The organism is Paenibacillus lacisediminis, assembly GCF_046567315.2.
On the sequence record NZ_JBKIAX020000003.1, the window covers coordinates 64,816 to 87,640 of the forward strand.

Annotated in this window: 23 protein-coding genes; 22 read left to right on the forward strand and 1 reads right to left on the reverse strand. The window is 49.0% G+C overall.

The window, feature by feature from the left end; genetic code table 11:
* The 20 genes from ACLD72_RS06510 to ACLD72_RS06605 all read left to right on the forward strand — a co-directional run bounded on the left by ACLD72_RS06510 (position 1) and on the right by ACLD72_RS06605 (position 18,271).
* The gene (locus ACLD72_RS06510; protein WP_411001156.1) at positions 1–1,038 is read left to right on the forward strand and encodes a FecCD family ABC transporter permease; all 1,038 of its coding nucleotides are present in this window, start codon (positions 1–3) and stop codon (positions 1,036–1,038) included.
* Positions 1,039–1,102: 64 nt separating this feature from the next.
* Positions 1,103–2,059: a FecCD family ABC transporter permease gene (locus ACLD72_RS06515; RefSeq protein ID WP_411001158.1), complete on the forward strand. Its 957-nt coding sequence runs from the start codon at positions 1,103–1,105 to the stop codon at positions 2,057–2,059.
* Between the two features lie 12 nt (positions 2,060–2,071).
* Complete coding sequence (locus tag ACLD72_RS06520) at positions 2,072–2,965, forward strand: alpha/beta hydrolase (protein WP_411001005.1); 894 nt, start codon at positions 2,072–2,074, stop codon at positions 2,963–2,965.
* Positions 2,966–3,549: 584 nt separating this feature from the next.
* A complete protein-coding gene (locus ACLD72_RS06525) occupies positions 3,550–4,494 on the forward strand; it encodes a hypothetical protein (protein WP_411001007.1) in 945 nt (314 codons plus the stop codon).
* 89 nt (positions 4,495–4,583) lie between these two features.
* Positions 4,584–5,342 carry an ABC transporter ATP-binding protein gene (locus tag ACLD72_RS06530; protein ID WP_411001009.1) on the forward strand — a complete coding sequence of 253 codons (759 nt, stop codon included), beginning with the start codon at positions 4,584–4,586 and terminating at the stop codon, positions 5,340–5,342.
* Entirely contained in the window at positions 5,314–6,063 is a 750-nt protein-coding gene (locus ACLD72_RS06535; protein ID WP_411001011.1) for an ABC transporter permease, read from the forward strand. The genes ACLD72_RS06530 and ACLD72_RS06535 overlap by 29 nt, the downstream gene beginning before the upstream one ends.
* 52 nt (positions 6,064–6,115) lie before the next feature.
* Complete coding sequence (locus ACLD72_RS06540) at positions 6,116–7,630, forward strand: sensor histidine kinase (RefSeq protein WP_411001013.1); 1,515 nt, start codon at positions 6,116–6,118, stop codon at positions 7,628–7,630.
* A complete protein-coding gene (locus ACLD72_RS06545) occupies positions 7,627–8,319 on the forward strand; it encodes a response regulator transcription factor (protein ID WP_411001015.1) in 693 nt (230 codons plus the stop codon). Before ACLD72_RS06540 ends, ACLD72_RS06545 begins: the two co-directional genes overlap by 4 nt.
* A 269-nt stretch (positions 8,320–8,588) precedes the next feature.
* A complete protein-coding gene (locus tag ACLD72_RS06550) occupies positions 8,589–9,638 on the forward strand; it encodes an ABC transporter ATP-binding protein (RefSeq protein ID WP_251587817.1) in 1,050 nt (349 codons plus the stop codon).
* On the forward strand, positions 9,631–10,434 hold the full coding sequence (locus ACLD72_RS06555) for an ABC transporter permease (protein WP_411001017.1): 804 nt from the start codon (positions 9,631–9,633) through the stop codon (positions 10,432–10,434). Before ACLD72_RS06550 ends, ACLD72_RS06555 begins: the two co-directional genes overlap by 8 nt.
* Positions 10,435–10,441: 7 nt before the next feature.
* Positions 10,442–11,227 carry an ABC transporter permease gene (locus ACLD72_RS06560; RefSeq protein ID WP_411001019.1) on the forward strand — a complete coding sequence of 262 codons (786 nt, stop codon included), beginning with the start codon at positions 10,442–10,444 and terminating at the stop codon, positions 11,225–11,227.
* A gap of 579 nt (positions 11,228–11,806) precedes the next feature.
* Positions 11,807–12,259 carry a hypothetical protein gene (locus ACLD72_RS06565; protein ID WP_411001021.1) on the forward strand — a complete coding sequence of 151 codons (453 nt, stop codon included), beginning with the start codon at positions 11,807–11,809 and terminating at the stop codon, positions 12,257–12,259.
* Between the two features lie 255 nt (positions 12,260–12,514).
* Positions 12,515–13,378: a hypothetical protein gene (locus ACLD72_RS06570; RefSeq protein ID WP_458475649.1), complete on the forward strand. Its 864-nt coding sequence runs from the start codon at positions 12,515–12,517 to the stop codon at positions 13,376–13,378.
* A 156-nt stretch (positions 13,379–13,534) separates the two neighbouring features.
* Positions 13,535–13,789: a hypothetical protein gene (locus ACLD72_RS06575; RefSeq protein WP_458475650.1), complete on the forward strand. Its 255-nt coding sequence runs from the start codon at positions 13,535–13,537 to the stop codon at positions 13,787–13,789.
* Between the two features lie 52 nt (positions 13,790–13,841).
* The gene (locus ACLD72_RS06580) at positions 13,842–14,408 is read left to right on the forward strand and encodes a sigma-70 family RNA polymerase sigma factor (RefSeq protein WP_411001160.1); all 567 of its coding nucleotides are present in this window, start codon (positions 13,842–13,844) and stop codon (positions 14,406–14,408) included.
* Positions 14,405–15,247, forward strand: coding sequence for a DUF4367 domain-containing protein (locus ACLD72_RS06585; protein WP_411001026.1), 843 nt, complete (start codon positions 14,405–14,407; stop codon positions 15,245–15,247). Before ACLD72_RS06580 ends, ACLD72_RS06585 begins: the two co-directional genes overlap by 4 nt.
* 148 nt (positions 15,248–15,395) lie before the next feature.
* Positions 15,396–16,307, forward strand: a complete 912-nt coding sequence (locus tag ACLD72_RS06590; protein WP_411001028.1) for a hypothetical protein — start codon at positions 15,396–15,398, stop codon at positions 16,305–16,307.
* A 9-nt stretch (positions 16,308–16,316) separates the two neighbouring features.
* Complete coding sequence (locus ACLD72_RS06595) at positions 16,317–16,844, forward strand: papain fold toxin domain-containing protein (RefSeq protein ID WP_411001030.1); 528 nt, start codon at positions 16,317–16,319, stop codon at positions 16,842–16,844.
* Between the two features lie 27 nt (positions 16,845–16,871).
* Positions 16,872–17,207, forward strand: a complete 336-nt coding sequence (locus ACLD72_RS06600) for a hypothetical protein (RefSeq protein WP_411001032.1) — start codon at positions 16,872–16,874, stop codon at positions 17,205–17,207.
* A gap of 464 nt (positions 17,208–17,671) precedes the next feature.
* A complete protein-coding gene (locus ACLD72_RS06605; protein ID WP_411001034.1) occupies positions 17,672–18,271 on the forward strand; it encodes a suppressor of fused domain protein in 600 nt (199 codons plus the stop codon).
* Positions 18,272–18,366: 95 nt separating this feature from the next.
* Here the strand turns inward: ACLD72_RS06605 and ACLD72_RS06610 are convergent, their stop codons facing one another.
* Complete coding sequence (locus tag ACLD72_RS06610; protein WP_411001036.1) at positions 18,367–19,272, reverse strand: DUF2935 domain-containing protein; 906 nt, start codon at positions 19,270–19,272, stop codon at positions 18,367–18,369.
* 152 nt (positions 19,273–19,424) lie between these two features.
* Between ACLD72_RS06610 and ACLD72_RS06615 the strand changes: the two genes are divergently transcribed.
* Both ACLD72_RS06615 and ACLD72_RS06620 read left to right on the forward strand, forming a co-directional pair.
* Positions 19,425–20,840 (forward strand): PQQ-dependent sugar dehydrogenase, encoded by a 1,416-nt coding sequence (locus tag ACLD72_RS06615; RefSeq protein ID WP_411001038.1) that lies wholly within the window; start codon positions 19,425–19,427, stop codon positions 20,838–20,840.
* Positions 20,841–21,082: 242 nt separating this feature from the next.
* The gene (locus tag ACLD72_RS06620) at positions 21,083–22,465 is read left to right on the forward strand and encodes a helix-turn-helix domain-containing protein (protein WP_411001039.1); all 1,383 of its coding nucleotides are present in this window, start codon (positions 21,083–21,085) and stop codon (positions 22,463–22,465) included.
* Positions 22,466–22,825: the final 360 nt, after the last annotated feature.

A 22,825-nucleotide genomic window follows, 5' to 3' on the forward strand; every position in this document is an offset into this window, starting at 1 on the left:
ATGAGCGGGGATACTCGAACCGGGACGTCGGCGGGATTACGCAAGCTGAGAAACGGGGGTCTTCTAGCCCTGGGCATTCTGCTCATCGCCGTCACGATCGCGGGATCGGTGCTGCACGGAACGAAGCCGATCACCTACGATAAGGTATGGGACGCTGTCTTTCATTTTGATCCGGGCAACATCGATCATCAAATCATCCGGACATCGCGGATTCCCCGCGCGCTCGGCGCGCTGCTGATCGGAGCGATGCTGGCCGTTTCCGGGGCGTTGATGCAGGGGATCACCAGAAATCCGCTGGCCTCGCCTTCCATTATGGGGATTTCGGACGGCTCGGCCTTTATGGTCACCTTGTGCATGGCGTTTTTGCCGGGGACGACGAATATGGGGATGATCGGGTATTCCTTGGCCGGCTCGGCGCTTGGTGCTGGCCTCGTTTTCGGCTTGTCCAGGGTGCTGCCCGGCGGTTCCTCGCCCGTCATGCTGGCGGTGCTAGGCACGATTTTGGGCACTTTTCTCGGCGGAGTGTCCCAGGCTTTAGCCAGTTATTTTCAGGTATCGCAAAATATCAGCTTTTGGTACAACGCCCGGCTGCACGATATCGCTCCGGACATGCTGTGGCTGGCCGTTCCTTTCGGGATCTTCGGACTGCTTCTGGCCCTGCTCTTGGCCCGCCCGGTAACGGCGCTGGCGCTGGGGGATGAGCTGGCGTCGGAGCTGGGGCTGAACGTCAAGCTGATCAAAGCGGCGGCTATGCTCAGCGTCGTCGTTATGACCGGGGCTGCCGTGGCGATCGCGGGAAAAATCGCCTTTGTCGGCTTGATCATGCCGCATATTACGCGGCTGCTGGTAGGCCCGGATTACCGGAGGGTGATTCCGTTTGCGGCGCTGTTCGGCGCTTTGTTTTTAGCTTGGTGCGATTTGCTCAGCCGGTTTCTGAATCCGCCGTTCGAGGTGCCGGTCGGCGTCGTTACCGCGCTGTTCGGCGTGCCTTATTTCCTCTACTTGATCAAGACGAGAGGAGGGGGGAAAAGTGAGTAGGCCATATTCTTCCGCGCGGTTTTGGCTGTTTTTTTCCGTCTGCTGCGGCCTCGCGTTATGCGGGATGTACCTTAGCCTCACGAACGGGTCGTTTGACCTTTCGGTTCGCGACGTGTTCGGAACGCTGCTGCGCATTGATCCGCAGCGGGATCACGATCTGGTCATCTTCGATTTCCGGCTGCCCCGCATTTTGATCGCCGCTTTGGTCGGCTGCGGCCTTGGCGTGGCCGGCGCCGCGCTGCAGGGGATCACGCGCAATTCGCTCGCCGATCCCGGCATCCTGGGGATCCATGCTGCGGCGGGGACGGCGGTGGTTTTGTTTATGTTCTTTATGCAGGGGGCGGTGACTGGCAGCAGTTTTGGCTCGGTGTTATCGATGCCGCTGTTTGGCTGGATCGGCGGTCTCGCCGCGGCGGCGCTGTTGTATTTCTTTTCCGGCCGCAACGGGGTTATCGACCCTCAGCGTTTGATCCTCGTAGGCATCGCGCTTGGTTCGGGTTTCGGCGCCATTACACTGTACGTATCCCTGAAAATGAACCCCCAGGATTTCGAAATGGCCACGGTCTGGCTGACGGGCAGCATATACGGCGCCAATTGGAAGCAGGTGCTGACGACGTTGCCGTGGCTGCTGGTGCTCATCCCAATCATTTGGCGCAAAGCGGGCGTGCTCGACGTGATGCAGCTGCATGAGACGAGCGTTGTCGGCTTGGGCGTGCGTGCGGGAGCCCAGCGGCAATGGTTGCTCGTTTGCAGCATCGGGCTTGTCAGCGCCTGTGTATCGGTATCGGGCAGCATCGGCTTTGTCGGGCTGATCGCCCCGCATATCGCCAGGCGTCTGGTCGGTATCCACTATCGGTATGTGGTCCCGGCCTGCGGAGCGATCGGGATGGTGATGGTCATCATCGGCGACTTGATCGGCAGGACGGTGTTTGCGCCGGCCGAGCTGCCCGTGGGCATCGTCATTTCGATCATTGGGGTACCTTATTTCGTTTACCAATTATATCGGGCAAGAAAAAGATAGGAGGGCACCAACTTGGATTATGCGCTGGAGAAACAGCCATTTCGTATCCCCGGGGCGGAACAATGGAAGATGACGAGCCGCGGCGGGCGTAGTTACCGCATCATGTTGTGGAAGCCGGATGAACCGGCGCCGGCGGGCGGCTTCCCGGTCATTTACTTGCTGGACGCCAACGCTTGCTTTGGGGCGATGGCGGAGGCGGTGCGCATGCATGCGCGCGGCCCCCATCGGCTGGAAGCTTCCATCGTCGTTGGCATCGGCTATGAGACGGATCAGCCGTTTGACACGGACGCCCGCTTTTACGATTTTACGATCCATGCGGCGGAAAGCGAACTGCCGGAACGCCCGATCGCCGCACCCTGGCCGGAAACCGGTGGGGCGGAGCGGTTCCTGGCGTTTATCGAAGAGGAGTTGAAGCCGCTTATCGAGCGGGAGATGCCGATTAACCGCACCCGTCAAACGCTGTTCGGCCACTCGCTGGGCGGCTGGTTTGTGCTGTACACGCTGTTTGCGCGGCCTCGGGCTTTTCAGCATTACGCCGCCGGCAGCCCGTCGATCTGGTGGAAAAATCGCTATATCGTGCCGGTCGCGGAACAGGTGGTCCGGCAATGGAGGGAGACGGGGCCGGCAGCAGATGATCGTTCAGCTGCGGATTCCGCGGGACCAGGTCCGTCTATTGGACTTTATCTCGGCGTCGGCAGCGAGGAAAAGCCACATATGCTCGAAGACGTCAAAGCGATGTTCGAACGGCTGAATGCCGCCGGTATCCCCGGATTCCACGTGTCCTATACGTACTTCGCAGAAGAGAGCCATCTATCTGTGCTGTTCCCGTTCATCGTCCGGGTGATCCGCAGTACGCTTACGCCGTGCGTTGGGGGAACGTTAAACTTGTCGCCACAGTCACCGTGATGCCCATTGCCAGCCGGAAATCTAACGGTTGTATCAGCCACTATTTTGCGAAAAAAGACCTTTTCTAAATCCTAACGGTTGTGAGCGCCGTTATTTGCCTTAATCCAGGTAGAAGTAGCTGGTTTTAAGTGAAATAAGCGCCAGGGCAACCGTTAGAATTTGAAATCAACGTTTTTGGATCAAATAGCGGTTGTGACAACCGTTAGAGTAGTTTTGTGGTTCAAGAATTGTTGCAGCGTTAGGGACTACTTTGTCCATTACTTTGGAAATCCGCGATTCACACATCCGCCGTACAACACTCCATTACACATGATATAAAACACTTTGACTACACCCTGTAATATGCCCTATTACTACGCCTGCCTTTTTCGGCATCACTGCTCAACCCGAGGCTTCTCGCCACTCGCTTATCCTCCAAATTTCCGTACCGGAGCATCGTGCCGTCCCACTTTTTTATACTTTTTTAAGAATTCATTTAGAGGTGTTTTAGACCTGGCGGTTATGCTTAATGACAGGAAGTTCAGTTCAGGCATGCCGCGCTTCCGAACTTTCGATAAACCAAAGTTTAAGAAAGGAAGAACGCTATGAAAAAAACGAAAACATGGATCAAGCGGGGGACGGTGTTTGGCCTCGGGGCCGCTCTGCTGCTGGCCAGCGGACTATCCGCGATGGCGGGTACGTCCGGGTACGAAACGTACAAAACCGCCCTGAAACATACGTTTTCGGCCGAAAGCTTAACCCATCAGGGAACCATCGTTGTGACCGACAACGGCAAACAGATCTTACGCGCCGAGATGGAGGCGAAACGGAACAAAGAAACCAATGGAATGAGCGCAAAGGTCACCGTGACCGGGGCATCGGAAAGCCAAACCTTGCAGGTCTTTAAACAAGATGAAAAAGTGATCCTCCACGAAGGGGATTCGGATACGTACCGGGTAATGAACTTGGGCGATAAGGAACAGCAAGCCGGCAGCGAGGAATTTGCACCTCCGCAGCACGCGGAACAGTTCATTGATGCGCTGCTGGGCAATGTGAAGGATCTGGCGACGGTTGAGGAGCTTCCTTCCGGTGAGAAGCAAGCGTCCTTGCATCTGTCCGGCAGCCAAATCCCGGCCGTTGTGCAAGCGGCTGGTTCGCTGGCGGCGAGCCATCTGACGGCCGGACCGGCGTTCCACGGGCAGATGGGGGCAGAAGGCTGGATGGCGGATAATAGCGGCGAAACCGCTCAAAAGGATGGCTTGGCTCATCCCTCCATGCCCAAGGTGGATTTTCCCGAGTTGACCGATAACGTTAAAGTGGAGGATATCCGCTTTGACGCCGAAATCAGCCCGGAACAATACCTTGAGCGCCAGCAAGGGAAAATTACCATCAGCGGCACTGATAAGGCGGGCAACAAGCATGAACTGGTCATCTCCATCGATTGCGATTTGTCCGGATATGGCCAGACAACGCCTGATACGGTCGATTTGACCGGCAAGCAGGTAGAAACGATCAAGCGGGACGGCCATACCCCGCCATGGCATCGTTAATGCCGCTAAGGAAGGCCCGTTCCTAGCGGGCGGACAGCGCCGGGCAACCATGGCCCGGCGCTGCTTATAATAAAGGAGGGAATGCTGTCATGGACGCCCTATTGAGCGTAAATAATGTGACCAAGCGATTCCGCAATCAGCGCGGAATTTACGATATTAGCTTTAACGTACACGCCGGTGAAATCGTCGGGCTGTTCGGCCAAAACGGAGCCGGCAAAACGACGCTGCTCAAGACGATCACCGGATTATGCCGCCCCGACACGGGAACGGTGCGTCTGTTCGGGTTGGACCCGGAAACGCGGTTTGAGCAAGCGATGGCCCAAGTCGGCTGCGTGATCGAGACGGCTGACGCGTACGAGTACATGACCGGATATCAAAATTTGCGGCAAGCGGCGCGGCTTTACCCGGAGGTAACGGCGGCCCGGCTTGATGAAGTGCTGGAGCTGGTTGGCCTCGCCCCTTTCAAGCATGAGCGGGCCAAGCAGTATTCATTGGGGATGAAGCAGAGACTGGCGCTCGCCGCGGCGCTGCTGCACCATCCCCGGATGGTCATCCTCGACGAGCCGACCAATGGGCTGGATATTGGTGGGATGGCGGAGTTCCGGAATACGATGGAACGGTTATCCCGCCAGGAAGGGATCGCTTTTCTTGTGTCCAGCCACATGATCAGCCATCTTGAGCCGATCGCAACGCATATCGGCATTCTCCATCACGGCGAACTGCTCCGGTTCGGCAGCCGGTTTCAGCTGATTCCGCCGGGAATGGTGCTGGAGGAATATTATTTGCATACGATTGGAGCAGGAAAGGAGGCGGAAAGCCGTGAGCAGTTTGCTGGCGAGTTGGCATAATGAACTGGAAAAGCTATGGTTGAAAAAAAGCACAAAGGCGATGTTGGGGCTGGCGGTGCTCGTCCCCTTGCTGCTGACGTTGTTGACGCGGTTTTTGACCGATGCCGCCGGGCTCGGCGCTGCGCTTAGCGGGCAGGCGGCGCTTTTGACGCTGAACCTGTTTACCGGCATCCTGCTGCCGCTATATTTGGCGCTGTCGGCGGCGGATTTGTTTGCCGGTGAAGCGGCGGCGCGTACGATCAAGCTGGCTTTGGTGCGCCCGGTGACACGCGCCAAGCTGTTCGCCTCCAAAGCTCTGGCTTTGGCTGCGTTTACGGCCATCATTTTGGCTGCCGCCTGGCTGGCGTCTTCCGCTTGCGGCCTGTGGGCCGGTTCGGCCGATCCGCTGGCGGAGTGGGCGGAAAGTACGATCGCCTATGCGGTATCCGTGCTTCCGATGCTGGCCGTTAGCCTGGCGGCCGTCTGGATCGCCCAGTATTTTGCCGGCAGCGCCGCCGCGCTGGGCTGCGCCGTCCTCGTCTACCTTGCCGGCAAGCTGCTGCCGCTTTTTTATCCGCCGCTGGCCCTGTGGTCGCTATATTCCTATACCGATTGGCATTTGTTATGGGGTGGAGGCGGGGCACCTGCGGGCAAGCTGCTGTCATCTTTATTCATTCTGCTGGCTTATAGTATGATGGCATATATAGGCGGTCTCACCACTTTTGAACGAAAGTCGTTTTAAGAGGTTATGCACTTTAACGAAGTACATCTCACCTGAAGGGGACTTTTCGCGCATGACGATCCGACGCAGACTTATCCTTTCCTATGTAGCCATGGTGCTTATCCCGTTTGTTCTGATTTCCATCATCGGGATTATCCTCACCCGCGTGTTTTTTGGCGGCGATGCGGGCGCCGGAAATAAAACGGGCATCTTACCAGTGCATGGCGTTGCGCTTTCGCAGTTTTGGGAAACGATCGACCAACGAGAACGGGTGATGGCCGGGGTCAAATTCATCACGGAGCATGATCCCGGGCTGTTTGCGGACAACGAATTTCTCACGAAGACGGACAAAACGCTGCAAAAACTGCAAGCCGGTCTGATCGTCGTCAAAAACGGAGAGGTGCTGTTCGCCTCATCCGGCGTGGACCGCGAAGGGCTGCAGAACGATTTAAGCAAGGTTGGGCCTAGTGACGAACGGCGGTTCGCCGGTTGGAAAAAAGGGGCGAAGGTAAACGGCCGCTACAACGCGGAGCGGGTCGATTTCGTTTTTGCCGACCAAAGCCCGGGCTCGCTGTATTTGCTTTCCGATTTGAATCCGGTTTTCAACAAAATGTCACAGTTCATGCCGACGTTGTTTCTGTCCCTGTTGATCGTCATCGCCTTCACTAACCTGCTGCTGACGTTTTTTGTATCCCGCAGCATCATCCGCCCTCTATACACGTTAAAGCATGCGGCGGAGCGGATTAAGGAAGGGGAGCTGGACCAACCGCTCGACCTAAAGCGCAGGGATGAATTCGGCGAAGTTGGGGAAGCGTTTGAGGAAATGCGGGAACGGCTGAAAGCGTCGATCCGGCTGCAGCTGCAATACGAGGAGAACCGCAAAGAGCTGATCTCAAACATTTCGCATGATTTGAAAACCCCGATCACCGGAATTAAAGCCTGCGTCGAAGGACTGCGCGACGGAATCGCCGATACGGAGGAGAAACGGGATAAGTATATCGCCATGATCGGCCAAAAAACGGCGGACATGGACCGGCTCATCGAAGAGCTGTTCCTGTTCTCCAAGCTGGATTTAAAGCGGCTGCCGTTTCATTTTGAACCGGTCGATCTGCATCGCTTCCTGGAAGAGTGGGCGGAAGAATTGAAGGCCGACCCAAGCTACAAGGACGTGGAGGTGGAATTCCGCGCCAAGCTGGCGGGACCGCTGACGGTTTTGGCCGACCGGGACAAACTGAAGCGGGTGCTGATGAATATCGGCGGCAACAGTCTGCAATATATGAATAAGCCGGAAAAGCGCCTGCGCATCGAGCTGGACGCGCGCCCGCGCGAAGCGATCGTCCGCATCGCGGACAACGGGGCAGGCATCGCCGGCGAGGCGCTGCCGCACGTGTTCGAGCGCTTCTACCGGGCCGAGACTGCCCGGAGCTCGACGACCGGCGGCAGCGGGCTGGGGCTGGCGATCGTGCGGCAGATCGTTGAGGAGCATGGCGGGAGCGTGCGTGCGGACAGCGCGGTTGGCGAAGGGACGGCGATTTCTTTCACGCTGCCGAGGCGGGGAAATTTACCGATGGGCGGTGAACAGGAATGAAGCGAATTTTGATTATCGAGGACGACCCGGTGATTGCCGAGGTCGAGCGGGATTATTTAACGGCAAGCGGCTACCTCGCGGAAATCGCCCCAACCGGAGACACGGGACTCAAGCGGGCGCTGGAGGAAGTTTTTGATCTGATCGTGCTCGACTTAATGCTGCCGGGCACGGACGGTTTTGAGATCTGCCGGCGGGTACGGGAGGCCAAAGATATTCCGATCCTGATGGTTTCCGCGAAAAAAGAAGATATCGATAAAATCCGCGGCCTTGGCCTGGGCGCCGACGATTACGTCATTAAGCCGTTTAGCCTCGGCGAGCTGATGGCCCGGGTCAAGGCCCACCTCACCCGCTATGAGCGTCTGACGGGCAGCATTGGGACAAAGGAGCAGGATGAACTGAGCATCCGTGGCCTCCGCATTGACAAGCTGTCGCGGAAAGTTTGGGTGGACGGCGTGGAGCTGTCGCTCACCGGAAAGGAATATGATCTGTTGTTGTTTTTGGCGATGCACCCAAACCGGGTGTTTACGAAAGACGAGCTATTCGAAAAAATATGGGGCATGGACTCGCTGGGCGATGTCGCCTCCGTAACGGTGTATATCAGCAAATTAAGGGAGAAAATCGAGCGTGATCCGTCCAAGCCGCAGTATATTGAGACGATCTGGGGCGTCGGCTACCGCTTTAATTTATAAGGTAGTTCAAAAAGTCTGCTTTTGATCACGAAGTAAATCAAGAAGTAACTCGGCATCGAATCTTGAATTCAGCCGGGCCTTCCGTTGCTCACGTACCCAAAACGTACGCTCCGCTACTCAGTCCCTAGCTTCATCCAACCTTCTCGGTGCTGAAAACCTGACTTTTTGAACTTTACTAAACTTTTGCGCGCTTTTAAGGACTGGTGCTTTGGTGGAAGTTACTATATAATTTTTAGCGGGCTAAAATTTATGTACAAGCGAGGGATGACATGGCTGCCATTGAAGTGCAAGACTTGCGCAAAACATTTAAAGTGCAGAAAAATCGCGGAGGCCTCAAAGGGGCCTTCCTTGATTTGTTTAAGAGGGAGTATAACGAAGTGGCCGCCGTTAAAGATATTTCTTTTCAGATTCCAGAGGGGGAAATCTGCGGTTATATCGGGGAAAACGGGGCCGGGAAGTCGACAACGATCAAAATGCTGACCGGCATCCTCGTGCCGACTTCGGGTCATTTGAAGGTAGGGGGCTTCGTGCCCTATGCCGAGCGCGAAAAGTTCGTGCAGCATATCGGCGTCGTGTTCGGGCAGCGCAGCCAGCTGTGGTGGGACATCGGCGTGATCGAATCATTTGAGCTGCTGCGCAAGGTGTACCGCGTGCCGCAGGCCGATTACAAGAAGCGGCTGGACGAGCTGGTGGAACGGCTGCAGCTGCAGGAGCTGCTGAACCGCCCGGTGCGCAAGCTGAGCCTGGGCCAGCGGATGCGGTGCGAGCTTGTCGCCGCGCTGCTGCACAATCCGTCGATCGTGTTCCTCGACGAACCGACGATCGGCCTGGACATCGTGGTCAAATCGGAAATCCGCGACTTCCTGAAAGATATGAACCGCGAGCACGGCACGACAATTCTGCTGACCACCCATGATTTACAGGATATCGAGGCGCTGTGCTCCCGGGTCATCATGCTTGACGATGGCCGGATCATTTACGACGGCGGGCTGGAGGAGCTCAAAAACCGCTGGGGGACAGGCAGGGAGGTGCTGTTCCAATTTGGGACGGCGACCAAGCTCGATCAGCTCCGCTCCTGGACCGGTTCGCTGCCGGTGGTTTGGACGGCGGAAAACGATTTGAACGCCAAAGTATGGATTCCTCTCGACATCGGCGTGTCCGAGGTGCTGGGGCAAGTCGTCGGCAAAGCGGACATCACCGATATCAAAATCATCGAGACGAATACCGATGAAATCGTGCGCAGCATCTACCAAGCCGGTACGGCGGAGAAAAAAACGGACGAGCCGGCCGAAAGCGAAGGTGCGGTAGTCCATGTCTAACACCTTAGGAGCTTACATCGACTTTATCCGCATCCGTTTTTTGACAATGCTGGCTTACCGGGTGAATTATTATTCGGGCATTTTGATTTATACGCTGAACATCGGGGTTTATTATTTTACGTGGAAAGCGATCTATGGCGGGGGCGGCGAGCTTGGGGGCTTTACCGCTTCGCAGATGACGACTTATCTGGCTGTATCATGGATGGCGAGAGCTTTTTATTTCAACAATCTCGACCGGGAAATCTCCACGGATATCCGCGACGGCAGCATCGCCATCCAATTCATTCGTCCTTATAACTACGTGCTTGTCAAGATGATGCAGGGCCTCGGCGAAGGGATGTTCCGCTTTCTGATGCTGATGATTCCCGGCATGGCCGTGGCCATGCTGCTGTATCCGGTGAAGCTGCCGACGGCGCCGTCCGCCTGGGTGGGGTTCCTCGTGATGCTGTTTTTCAGCTTCCTGATCAATTCGCAGCTCAACATTATCACCGGGCTGATGGCTTTTTTCGTGGAAAACAATGAAGGCTTTATGCGCATGAAACGCGTCGTCGTCGATCTGTTTTCGGGGCTCATCATTCCGATCAGCCTGTTTCCGTCCTGGCTTTCGGGGATCATGAATTACCTGCCATTTCAGGCGATTACCTATTTGCCGGGCTCCGTGTTTACGGGCCGGATTCAAGGCGCCTCGATTTGGAGCGTGCTGGGCATTCAGGTTGTCTGGTTCGTCATTTTGCTGATTCCGATGGTTTGGCTGTATCATGCGTCGCGGCGGCGCCTGTTCGTTCAAGGAGGTTGAGAACAACATGTACTATTTGGGCCTCATTGGCGAATATTTGAAAAATTATATGAAAACCCGGCTGACCTATCGCGCGGATTTTTGGGTGGAGGTCATTTCCGATTTGCTGTTTCAGGCGACGAACCTGATTTTCATTTTTGTCATCTTCATGCATACCGACAGCCTTGGCGGCTGGAGCGAAAGTGAAGTGGTGTTCGTTTACGGCTTTTTTATGGTGCCGTTCGGAGTGTTCAGCTGTTTCGTCAATATGTGGAACTTCAGCGAACGTTATATCGTCAAAGGCGAGATGGACCGGATCATGACCCGGCCGGCCTACAACCTGTTCCAGATCTTCCTGGAAAACGTCGATCCGCCGGCGCTCGTCGGCTCGATCATCGGCTTGATCATCATGGGCGTCAGCGGGGCGCAACTGGGCCTTGGCTTGGAGTGGTGGACGATTCCGGCCTTGATTCTGTTCACTTTGAGCGCGGTCGCTATTTATACGGGGATTTACACGACGCTGACCTCGCTGTCGTTTTATTCCGACGCGCCGACCGGCATTTTGCCGCTGATGTACAATGTCCAAGGTTATGGCCGTTATCCGGTAACGATTTACAACCGGGCGATTCAAGTGCTGCTGACCTGGATTTTGCCGTTCGCTTTCGTCGGCGTTTATCCGGCTTCGCTGTTTTTGCACCGGGAGGAGATGCAGATGATGGCTTGGCTCACTCCGGTCGTCGGCGTGGTTTTTCTGGCGATCGGCATCACTTCTTGGAACTATGGCGTAAAACGGTACCGGGGAGCGGGGTCTTAACTTTTGCTTGTAAGAAGTTGTTCAAAAAGTCATCTTTTGATCACGAAGCAGGTCAGGAAGTGGTCTCGACGTCGAATCTTGAATTCAGCCGGGACTTCCGGTGCTCACGTACCCAAAACGTACGCTCCGCTCCTCAATCCCTAGCTTCATCCAACCTAAAGCGTTTTGAAAAAACGCACATCGAAAGCATACGCTTCGGTGCTGAAAAGCCGACTTTTTGAACACGCACTATAAGAGAATATGTCTTTCGGAAATTCCGGATTATTGGTTGCTCACAACCAGTAATCCGGTTTTTTTAAGATTATAGAATTTATAAGTTCTCAGCGGAGCTGAGCAATTCTATAATCGCAAGAAAAACCACCGCTAAACGCGGTCTGGCTTCCTTGAAAGTACTTCGATAGACGTTTTTCTTATAAAAATGTAAATAATCATAGTTGTAATGACCTTGTAACCGCCAGTGTAACCATTCTGTAAGGACAAGTCTCTCTCTTTTATATTATTCTAATAATGGAAAATAGAGAGAGGAAACAAGAATATGAACCTGACAATCCATAAGTTGCCCCTTGGAAGAAACCCGGTTTGCGAGTTGAGTATGACGGCGAAGGCTATATTAAACAATTTCTTATTCAAGACGATGGTGTCTTTGTTCCTTTTAAATATAAGGCTTTGCCAAGGGGAACCAGAAAACCGGCTGGAACCTACACCTATGGTAAACATAATAATACAATAATCATTACAGAAAGAAGTGTGCAGGGAGAAGGCCGAATTACCAATTATACTGATAAACAAGGAGAAAAAGAAGATTCACAACGTGGTGATGCGGCTACTCGTGGAGACATTGATAATCCAAAATTTGATACTGAACTGAGGGTGAGAAATTTTGATAATGACAAAACGGGAACTGTAAACAAAAGGGATAATGGTTCTCTTCCTGATGCGGTTCTGGATCTTTGGAAAAAGACTGTAGAGGATTTTGGGGTAGATTGGTCAGATTCCGTATCTTTTAGTGGGCGGTATTATTATAGTTTTTAATACAATAAATAGGTTGCACCCGGGGACAATGTTTTGTTCCCGGGTTTCATAACAAAGGTGGGGAATATGGGAAGAATAAACGTTGGTATGAAATTAGTCGTATTGTTTCTTTTAACCGCTTCATTGATCAGTTGCAGTCCTATGTACAGCAAAATATCCGATAAGTCCCTGAATAAGGACACTGATTTAAGCGACTATCTGAGCATCACCTATACCAAGTATACGAACGGGACGGATACGAACGATGGCATGACGATGGAGGTGTACAGTTATGAACTTAACAGCAACAAACTGACTAAAGTGACGGAATTGCCCTATACATCACAATATCCCCTTACGTCGGCATCTTTACCGGAGCAGAAAATTTACTATTCTGGGGAGGGGGAGCAGGATGAAGACGAACTTTTTGTTTATGATCTAACAACAAAGTCATCAAAGCAGCTAAGCACCAACCTATTTGCGATCAATAAAATTATTCCTCTTACTGCCGATAACAAGCTGATCATGGTAGCGGTAAAGCGAGGAGAAATTAACTTGAAAGTCGGCTTTTTCGATAAGAAAGGTGGCGATATCCGCTTTGTGGATGATCAAGATCTGGATACCCATACATGGGACATCGCTTATAATCCGGAAACCAATAAAACGTACGCAGCCCAATATTCTGACGCTCAGAAGCGTATTCAAATGAAGAAAGCGAATATGGCGAATACGGATATGATTCCGTCTAATCACTGGATCATAGAGATTGACAATGCAACGCTAGCGACTCGCAAAATCATTGAGTTGAAGGCGGAAAAAATTCTAAGTTTAACCGTAAGCGGCGATCAAATCCTGATAGCAACGGCAAAGGTCATTAATAGCGGCCCGGTTGAGTATAGCATGGTCAACATTCAGTCAGGCGAAAGAACGAAGTTAGATTTGCCCATTACAGCAAGAAAAGGAATATATCTATCAAAAGATGGGAAAGGCATTTATTATTTGGGTGAGGACAAAAACGCCAAGACGGATCAAAGAGGGATATTTTATCTTGACTTGAAGACCAAGAAATCAGAGCCGATATTTCTTCAAGAAGACGGATTTATCAACAATTTCAGTTTCATTCAAGCCGGTTCTAAATAGCAGCAAATGAAGGGGGAAAGTCGAGCGGGATCCGTCCAAACCTCAATAATCGAGAAGTTTGGGGCGGCGGATTCCGCTTTAATTTATTGGAAGTCATGTTCGTGTATGGCTGGTCTTATAACAAAGGTGGGGAAAATGGGAAGAATCAGCGTTGGTATGAAATTAGTCGAATTGTTTCTTTTAACCACTTCATTGGTCAGTTGTGGTCCTACGTACAGCAAAATATCCGATAAGTCCCCGGATAAAAACATTGGTTTAAGCGACTATCTAAGCATCACTTATACCAAGTATACTAACGGGACGGATACGAACGATGGAATGCCAGATGGAGGTGTACAGTTAAAAATGCCGGGTTCCTGGTATCAGGAGCCGGTATTTTTTTGTAATGGAACCGGAGGAAAGGCGTATTAACTGTTGAATTACTTGGCCAGGTAATACATTGGCGAAAGGAGACTCTTAAGTGATGCAAGATCGCGCGCTGCTTCACCCTTTCATACAGGAGGAGGTCTGGGAAGAGACGGAAATAGACAGGCTGTTTACAGAGATTTTTGAAGCCTACTATAAACGGATTTTCAACTATATCAGCTATCGTGTGAGCAGCATTCATACGGCCGAGGATCTGACGAGCGTGGTGTTTGAGAAAATATTAAGCAAGCTGGATACGTATTCGCAGAACAAAGCTCCTTTAGAGGTATGGATGTTCGCGATCGCCAGAAATGTAGTGAACGACTACTACAGAAGGCAAAAAAGACGGCAATTTTTCTCGCTGGAAGCGGTCAAGGAACTGGTGTCAAGCAAAAAAGACCCGGAAAACCTGATCCTGCGGGAAGAGCGGAACGACAAACTGATTGGTGCGCTTAATAAACTGGATGAAAGAGAGCGGAATCTGGTGGCGCTGAAATTCGGAGCTTGTCTCCGGAACACGGAAGTTGCCCAGATTACCGGGTTGTCCGAAAGCAATATCGGAGTAATTCTCTACCGTGCCATGAAAAAACTGAAAGCTGAACTTGGGAGTGTGGATCAGTTATGAGAGTCAAAGGCAATAACGATAAGTTTTTGCGCGATATAGAGGCTTGTGAGCACGGTGCGGCTCCCGGTGATCTGGCCGGTACGGAGGACAACCGTGAGCTGCTGGAGCTCGGCCAAGCGCTGTCCGGCAAGGATTTCAGCCAATATTCCAATCGCAGCGCCGTGCTGTTTAAAGTACGGACCATGAACAATAAACAGGAGGCAAACACAATGAAAAATAAACGCGGATTCAAACGTCCTGCCATCGCGCTGAGCGCGACACTGGCTGCCGGAGTGCTGAGCATAGCCATTGCCCAGCCTTCCTTTGCACAGGATATAGTAGATAAAGTGCTGGCTTCGTTCAATCTGGGACATATTGAGGTAGCGCAGACAGAACCTCAGGTACAACCGGCAGAATCAACGGGCAAGCAGTCTGTTAAAAAGGAAGAGCGGGACCCGGACATCGCGGAACATATACTCAGCATAAAGGACACAACGAAGCTGGCCGACTATGCCGACTTTCCAGTAAAGCTCCCGCAGTATTTGCCAGAGGGATACGCCTTTGACAGAGCGGAATTCTATCGTGACGCGGAGGAGGTAAGCGGCAAATATGTCACTCTCCATTTTACAAACGAGGAGACAAAAGGCAGTATCTACATGCAGCAGCGGCTACCTGATGAAGAAACCGCATACGGCACGGGTACGGACGGCAAGCTTGAGGAATTGCAGTTGAATGGCGTTAAAGCGATCCTGATGGATGACAGAGTTCTGCTTTGGGAAACCAAGGACGCACTATATTACCTCTCCAGTCGTAGTGTAGACAGAAGCGAAATCATCCGCATTGCCGAGTCGATCCGCTAATTACTAAATCGAAAGACGTTTATTGGATTTACGCAATTTGCTCAATTCAAGATGATTGGCCGTACGGGATGTTTGTCCTGTGCGGCTTTTTTTTCTATGGCTGTCTATTTATCATTCTCCCTTCAATAGCACCAGGAAAAATTTGTTTTTGCGAGCAGGCCAAATCCGGGTGGAAGGAATGGACGGTCTCGATGTAGAAGCAAAGAAAAGTAAGGCACAGCATAATGAATCCGCTGAATTCAGCGCACAGAAGGTCGAATTGGCCGGAAGTCTGCACCAAACGTATGAGAAGCTCTTGTCTCCGTTTGAGCAGGTGCTTAAGGAGAAAGGGGCGGCATATGCCGTTGGGGAAGTTGCCCTGAACAATATTGGGGCGACCTTAAAAGGGGAATGGGATGGAGCCGTAGACTTCGTTAAAGGTTTATGGAACACGGCCAGCGATATCTCGGACGTGCTTTTGACGCAGCAATTTGGAGATCCTCTGGTCAGATCATACTACGGTCTGTTTACCGACGAAGAGGTCAAGCCGCTGGCGGAACGCAATGAGACGGTGAAGTCGGCCATCAATACGGGACAATACGTATTGGAAGCGGTGACGTTTCAAAAATCGGTCCCCGAGCTGCTGCATGATGGCGGAGAGACCTTAAAGGAGTTCGTTAACCCGTTAGTCAAATGGTGGAACAACGGCTTGCCGAACCCGCTCACCGACCGGGAAGACGAGAGCTATAAGATCGGGTATGACTCGATTGAAGCTGCGGGTTTGGCGGTGGATATCGGCCTTACCGCTGCTGGAGGAGCTGGAGCCGCCAAAAAAGCGGCCAGCATGTTGAAGGCGAAAAATGCGGCAGGCCGGGCCCTGGGGAACGCAGAAATGGGCGCGGCCGGTGCAGCCGGAGGCCTGGGGCTCGCAGGAAAAATGAAGTCATTTTTCACCGATGAACACGGAGCTGCCAAACTGGGGGACGGCAAGCTAAAAACCGGAAGCTTTAAATCTTTGGAGCAAGCGGCGGAAGCTTTTGAGGAAATCCTGGAAGGACTCTCCCTAAGCCTGCAAGGCTGAATGAGCGGCATGGGCGGAAGACACCTCGGCTTCGAAGGTAATGGCGGCGGGGGCCTAGGACGTCATTTTGAGGTAGAGTATAATAATGATTACCGGAAACATCATGGTGGCGGGGGAGATGAGAGGAAAGAGAGAGGTAATAAAGAGAGACAGGAAGAGGAGAGACGAAGAGAGGAGGAAGAGACTGAGGGGACGGGTAATGCTGATAGCGTAAAAATCATTGATGATGTCCCTGATGCCTATAAAAAATGGGGTAAGTGCAAGGAGTTTGCAGGTGCTTTAGAAGCAGGTTTGAAGAAAAATGGAATAGCAGGACAAAGAATAAATATTAAAAGTAGCACAGGTCAGATTTATTCTGATAAATTAGGACGCAGTGTTACAGATAATGGGGAACATGCTGCAATAAGAGTCGGAGATACTGTCTATGACAATTTAAATCCCAAAGGAGTCCCTTACAAAGAATGGGCTGATGACCTAGCTTTAGACGACCCTTTTTTCAGACAGTATTTTGATCTTTCTAAAAGCTACAATTTTTAAAGTACTTAATCGAAGGGGTTGGTGTAAATGAATATTGAAGAATTGATTAGTGCAATTAGGAGAAGACCTGGGATGTTTGTTCAGGAAAAGCGATTAGATTATATCAAGTACTTTATTACAGGATTTCACTGTCATGGGTCTGTATCAAAAACAGCAGGAGCAATTGACTATCATTTTAGTGAAGAATTTCATGTTTGGGTTAGGGGGTGGATAAAAAACAATTTAGGAATTGAGTTTGACGAAGAACGTGGATGGTATGAGTATATTATATCATCAACTAAAAACAACGAAGAAGCATTTGACTTATTTTTTAGGCTAGCTGATGAGTTCTTCAAAGAGTTCCATTGGTCTGATAAACATTGAATTGGGTCTGTCCGTCATTTTGTGTAAATACCTAATTACACTGGCTACCTTGCTAGCAATGCTACGGCGTCTGATGAATAAACCCTATCCAGTGCTGAATGAACCCATCATATAATCAAAAACATAGTTAACCCATGTAGTACCCGTACAAAATTTTCGTCAATACGGTTGTACGCACATCAAATGCTTGAATTTTATAACACAAATATTGCTATAGCGTTACACATAACAGGTCGTTTATGGTGATACCACCATGATTGACCTGTTTTTGTTTGTTTTCTTACAACGGTTACGACTCGAAGAAAAAATGAAGTCATTTTCACCGATGAACACGAAGCTCCGTTATTTTGAGGTAGAGTATAATAATGATAATTACCACAGGCACCATGGTGGTGGAAGGAGAAGAGAGGGCCTATCAGTTATAAATATGAGGTAGAAGAAACTTATAAAAGGAGTTAATTAGGATGATTAACTTTGGAGAACTATACTACGACCATTACAGCAAATTTTTAGGGAACCCAATTGACCGAGAGGTGTTTAAAAATAATGAGGAAATGCCAAAAATACAAATTTTGAAATATGAAAATGTGTTTGAAGAATGCTTAGTTTATAATACTCTCGGATTTAGCAAATATGAGGATGTAGTAGGCGATAATATTGAAGTTTCAATGGTAGTTGATGGAGCATCTAGCAGTGCTGGATATATTCTTGCAAGTACATTGTTTTATTGTATAGCTAACCAAATGCAAATGGGCCGAGGAATAGCGATTAGCGGCATTGAGAACATTGATAAATCATTCGTACAAAAATACAACAAAGGTGCAGTTTATTTTACTGAACCATTTGCATTCCCAGAAGAATATAGCCATGTCACAACTAAAAGTGAGGAAAAAGGTGGGAGAATTCTTTTAGCCTTTTTTATCTCACAATCAGAATATGAATATTTCATAGAAAATGGGGCGGATAAATTTGAGGACTTGCTAGAAGAAAAAAATGTTGATCCGTTTCATGTTAGTAGAGAATCTGTTTATGAATGGGATGGAAATAATAAAGAAGCAGAATAGAAGGTAGTTTTAGTGCGTTGAACGAGTTTGGTTGGTGACAATTGGTAACCCAATTGCCACCTTTTTTTCTGGTTTAAGATTACAACCTAGGGGAATTATTTTTGCTGTTGTTCTGCAAGAAGCTGGTTATTCAAGCGGTCCTCGAGTGCTTTTATCATGAGAAGAAAATGGTTGGCCTCACGAACCACATGGTCTGCCAATAAGGGATTAATTACGTTTTTGATTTGACAGGTTTTAATGAGTTCCAGTCCGGTTTTTTTGAAATTCCTCAATTCTACTGTAGCGTTTTCGCTATCTTTTTGCATTTTTGTGATGATCGGATAAGTTGGTTGTTTGTTAAATAGCATCGATTCAACATCCCTTGCTTGCCCTAAAAGCGTTTCGAAATCATCTCCAAACTTCCTTGCAGTATTGACTAAATTACGTTCAGATTGGTCTAACAAGGAAGCGATAAACCGAGAATGTTCCATCATGATGCGGAGCCAGAAAACATTTTCGCTAATGATAGCGTCTTGAATGGGTTCCAATATTCCTTGATTGAATTTATGTAGAGTACGAACAAAATACTCTGCTTCACGGGCAATATGATCTACAAGCAGCGGGAAGTTAAAACCGCTTATTTTGCAATTGATAATTAAGATTAAGATATTCCTTTTGAAATTTCGAAAAGCTGATACCAATGTGATGCTTTCGTCATTTAGTTGTCTTACGTTTTGGACGGTTTCCGGTAGTGTCATCGCTTTGTGGAGATGCCTATCAAAGTAGTGATAAAAACGGTCAGCTTCTTGAATTAGTCCGACATCATTCCGGTTAAATCCTTCTCCCAGAAATAAAGCGTGTTCTTTCATAATCCGCAGCCAAAATCGATTTTCGGTCAAGGAACGCTCAATGAACTTTTGTTCAGTTAATGATTCTGGCGGGGAAGACTTTAGTTCCGGGGGCAACAACAAGGCACGCTGCGGATCTAAAACATATTGACTTGCCACTTGATTCATTGCCATGAAATCCCTCCGTTCAAAGATCAACCTCGTTTCATTGTATTTCGTTATACGGAAGATCATGCATATTTAAGATTCCCCGGCCCAAATTGGTACTAACAGAACCGTACTTTTCATATTGTTTAAAAGAAAAAATAGGGGGAGTGTAAAGCTAGTTGAAAAAAGTTAAGGTTAATTTACAGCCCATTGTAGGTAAGATAAATTTACCAACTGTTTTGAAAACAGCTATGCTTCCGGGTGACTCCATTGAAAAATTATTTATTGCAACCCAGGTAGGAGAGATCTTTTACGTAGGAAACGGAGTTATAAGGACTTTTTTAGATATTCGCCCACGAATCATAAAACTAGGTGCTTCTAGAGGCGGATATGACGAACGCGGATTAGTAGGGCTGGCGTTTCATCCCGATTTTTATTATAACGGCCGGTTTTATCTTCATTATTCCGTGGCCGGAACACAAGGTCCAGGTGCTCTTCCTAAACCTTTTAAGCCTGACCCGTGTGATCCGGAAACCTTAAACTTACAGTGGATGAATAGAGAAACTCAATATGATCATATTGATACCGTTGAAGAATGGATTTTACAGCCGAATGGGCAACCTCAAAAACGACGGACATTGCTTAACTTAAGAAGACCATTTTTTAATCATAATGGCGTCAATAGTTTAAACTTTTCACCTGAAAATGGAAAACTAATTTTAACAACCGGAGATGGCGGAGCGGGCTATGACCCATTTAATTTAAGTCAGGATGATATGGAAATCGCCGGAAAAATAATTGAAATCGATGTGGCTAAGAATACACTTATCGAAAACCCGCCCGTAGTCACACGTTTTAATGAACTTCCATCACCTATTCAGGAAACGCTTACGGTAATGGCCAAAGGGGTTCGCAATATTCCGGGGGTTTCTTTTCAAAGATTTTATAGTCAGTACATTAAATATGTAGGAAATGTAGGGCAAGATTTGGTAGAGTCGATTTTTTCATTCATCCATTATAAACCCATACCGGTTACACAGCTTATTCAAGCTTCTTTAATGAAAGTTGAACTTGACCCAGAAGGATTTATTAATTTTGGCTGGCGAGGGTGGGAAGGTGCTTTTCCGACTTCGATTATAAGAGATTGCCCCACGAACCCGACTTTGGATGAGAAAACAGTCGCTTATTACAATGAAGCAATAAAAACTTCAGTGAGGCGTCTTCAGCCTTTAACTAGTTATTTTCATAAAGACCCCCGTCCCGATAAGTTTGGAGGAACTTCACTTACAGGAGTCCAGTCATATATGGGGAATGAAATCCCCGATTTAAAAGGAAGCGTTGTGTTTACCGATCTTGCCCGAAAAGAAGAATCTCGACCTCCGGTTCAAGGGGTTCTGGCTTACACTAGGATAAGAAATGATTGCAAACTAAGTGATTTTGGTGTGATTGAAACCAATTATAACTTTGGGTCTCAATCCGCTTATTATGTTAGTTTGGGAACGAATCTGGATCAGAGCAGACTATATTTAGGGGTGCATAGCTCTATGAAAGTGACTGATTTTAATCAAGGTACTGTTTTTGAAATTGTTCCATAATCCGTATAATGGATAACCCAGAGCCGAAGCATTCAAAAGTATGGTGGATCAGTGCATGAGCGAATACGATCTGGATGGCTGGACGGACTCAACGTGGATCAATCCATATTAGGGGGGACCTAAGGTTACGGTGGAAACGGACACATTTTTTTCCTTTTTATTTATTGACCAATGTTACAATAAACAATATCATTAGGAATATATGGTTTATTATTCCATTATTGAACAGAGGAGGTGTTCGTATGAAGCCGGCAAGCACGATTCGCTCACAATTGGAGGATTATTTAAAAAACAAGAGACTCTCGCTCAATCAGTTCACCGAACTTACACGGATCAATTCCGGAACGTTAAGCGGGATCATCAATGGCCATCGTCCCATTGCCATGCAGCAGCTTGACCGGATTACGGCGGGGATGGGGTTGCCCGAAGGTTATTTTTACGATTTGTATGTTGACGAGTGTTTCTTTCAAGCCGCGCCCGATTGGCGCAAACTGGGGCCCTTCTTGCGGCGTTGCGCCGAACTGAACAAGCTGGACTGTATCGAGCGATCAATCCGCTTAATGTTGGACAACCTATCTTACATACCCCTGCTATTTCACTTGGCCGAGCAGTTTTTTCATGAAGGCAAACAAGAGGCGGCCATCTTGCTGTATGAAGCGGTAGCGGAAGGTGAACAGAAGCAGCATTCCGAACGCCTGGCGCTGTGTCAATACCGGTTGTTCACGTTGCGGCTGTCCAAGGATCAGAACAGGAATTTATTGTTGGCCGTACAATTTGAGCCTTTTGTCGACCGGCTGGACGAGCCTTATCAACTGGATGCGCTAAATGATTTAATCAATGTGTTTGGTTCATTACGTCACTGGGAAAAGGTCAAGGAATTAGCTGAAAAACTGAAAATAAAAGCGACCATTCATTATGAGTTAAACGGGAGCAAAAAATCGCCGGAAACCCAAAAGCAAATTGTTTTTTACATTTTTTATTCTTATTTATCATTGGGTGCAGCTCATTTTATTTTAGAAGATTATGAGAATGCACTCCATTATGTCTCCTTGTATACGGATTGCAGTTGGGTCAAGAACCCCACAGAAGATGAGGTGGCTGTAATTGAGCAGTTTCAGGAATGGGCTGAAGGCAACCGTCATATGTATCAATTAGTGTCCGGCAAGGTCGAAGTTCTTTCGGAATATTTGGAATATATTTGCACGAGGGAATATGAAGTATTCCCGGCCTTATGTGAGATCGTGACTGCTGCGAACAAGTTCGATATAAACATCGACGATGTGCTTAAACAATACGCATCTTATCTAACTTATGAAGAGCAACACTACCGTATTAAGAAAATTAGCGAGCAATATACCGGAGATCGATACGCAAATTTGTTGGCAGGTTTAGGGGAGTATTATTTAAACAAAAAAGCTTTTGTCCAAGGACTGGAGTATGTACTGGACAGTTTAGCATTCGCGATTGAAATTTATAACAGATACGGTATGCTAAAATGTATAGGGCTATTTGAACAATACCGGAATTTTGCATCGGAAGCGGCAAACGAGCGGTATAAAATTTTAATTAGCGAGGTGCAAAAACTGAATGAAAAGAAAGTTGGCTATATGGATATTTACATGTAGCTTATTGGCGGCTTTGGTGGCCCCAGTTACTACTCTAGTCCCTATCGGAAAGCAGCAAAGCCCCGGCGTTATCACCACGAATAGTCACGGTTTTGGTTAATATCAAACTTTACAGATTAAAAAAAGACCACTTGGCTATTATGCCTTGTTGGCCTTTTTTATGCTTTAAAGCATTCAGAATCCGATTTTCGTTCATATAACGGAACAGGCGGTTGTTTGTGGAGGCCGCGGAGATAACGGTAAAAAAGGGCGTTATTATGACAAATGAGAGGGATTAGCTTAAATAGAGGAATTTTTTACCTCTGTTTTCGGCGAAAGGGGCAAAAAGGGGGATTTTCCCAATTTCAGTAGGAAGATAAG

Bases quoted from the DNA above. Each gene is read 5' to 3' on its own strand.
- ACLD72_RS06605 (WP_411001034.1), top strand. From the start codon at position 17,672: ATGATTAACTTTGGAGAACTATACTACGACCATTACAGCAAATTTTTA.
- ACLD72_RS06600 (WP_411001032.1), top strand. From the start codon at position 16,872: ATGAATATTGAAGAATTGATTAGTGCAATTAGGAGAAGACCTGGGATG.
- ACLD72_RS06580 (WP_411001160.1), top strand. From the start codon at position 13,842: ATGCAAGATCGCGCGCTGCTTCACCCTTTCATACAGGAGGAGGTCTGG.
- ACLD72_RS06620 (WP_411001039.1), top strand. From the start codon at position 21,083: ATGAAGCCGGCAAGCACGATTCGCTCACAATTGGAGGATTATTTAAAA.
- ACLD72_RS06570 (WP_458475649.1), top strand. From the start codon at position 12,515: ATGGAGGTGTACAGTTATGAACTTAACAGCAACAAACTGACTAAAGTG.
- ACLD72_RS06585 (WP_411001026.1), top strand. From the start codon at position 14,405: ATGAGAGTCAAAGGCAATAACGATAAGTTTTTGCGCGATATAGAGGCT.
- ACLD72_RS06550 (WP_251587817.1), top strand. From the start codon at position 8,589: ATGGCTGCCATTGAAGTGCAAGACTTGCGCAAAACATTTAAAGTGCAG.
- ACLD72_RS06545 (WP_411001015.1), top strand. From the start codon at position 7,627: ATGAAGCGAATTTTGATTATCGAGGACGACCCGGTGATTGCCGAGGTC.
- ACLD72_RS06515 (WP_411001158.1), top strand. From the start codon at position 1,103: ATGTACCTTAGCCTCACGAACGGGTCGTTTGACCTTTCGGTTCGCGAC.
- ACLD72_RS06595 (WP_411001030.1), top strand. From the start codon at position 16,317: ATGGGCGGAAGACACCTCGGCTTCGAAGGTAATGGCGGCGGGGGCCTA.
- ACLD72_RS06555 (WP_411001017.1), top strand. From the start codon at position 9,631: ATGTCTAACACCTTAGGAGCTTACATCGACTTTATCCGCATCCGTTTT.
- ACLD72_RS06510 (WP_411001156.1), top strand. From the start codon at position 1: ATGAGCGGGGATACTCGAACCGGGACGTCGGCGGGATTACGCAAGCTG.
- ACLD72_RS06540 (WP_411001013.1), top strand. From the start codon at position 6,116: ATGACGATCCGACGCAGACTTATCCTTTCCTATGTAGCCATGGTGCTT.
- ACLD72_RS06525 (WP_411001007.1), top strand. From the start codon at position 3,550: ATGAAAAAAACGAAAACATGGATCAAGCGGGGGACGGTGTTTGGCCTC.
- ACLD72_RS06530 (WP_411001009.1), top strand. From the start codon at position 4,584: ATGGACGCCCTATTGAGCGTAAATAATGTGACCAAGCGATTCCGCAAT.
- ACLD72_RS06610 (WP_411001036.1), bottom strand. From the start codon at position 19,272: ATGGCAATGAATCAAGTGGCAAGTCAATATGTTTTAGATCCGCAGCGT.
- ACLD72_RS06560 (WP_411001019.1), top strand. From the start codon at position 10,442: ATGTACTATTTGGGCCTCATTGGCGAATATTTGAAAAATTATATGAAA.
- ACLD72_RS06575 (WP_458475650.1), top strand. From the start codon at position 13,535: ATGAAATTAGTCGAATTGTTTCTTTTAACCACTTCATTGGTCAGTTGT.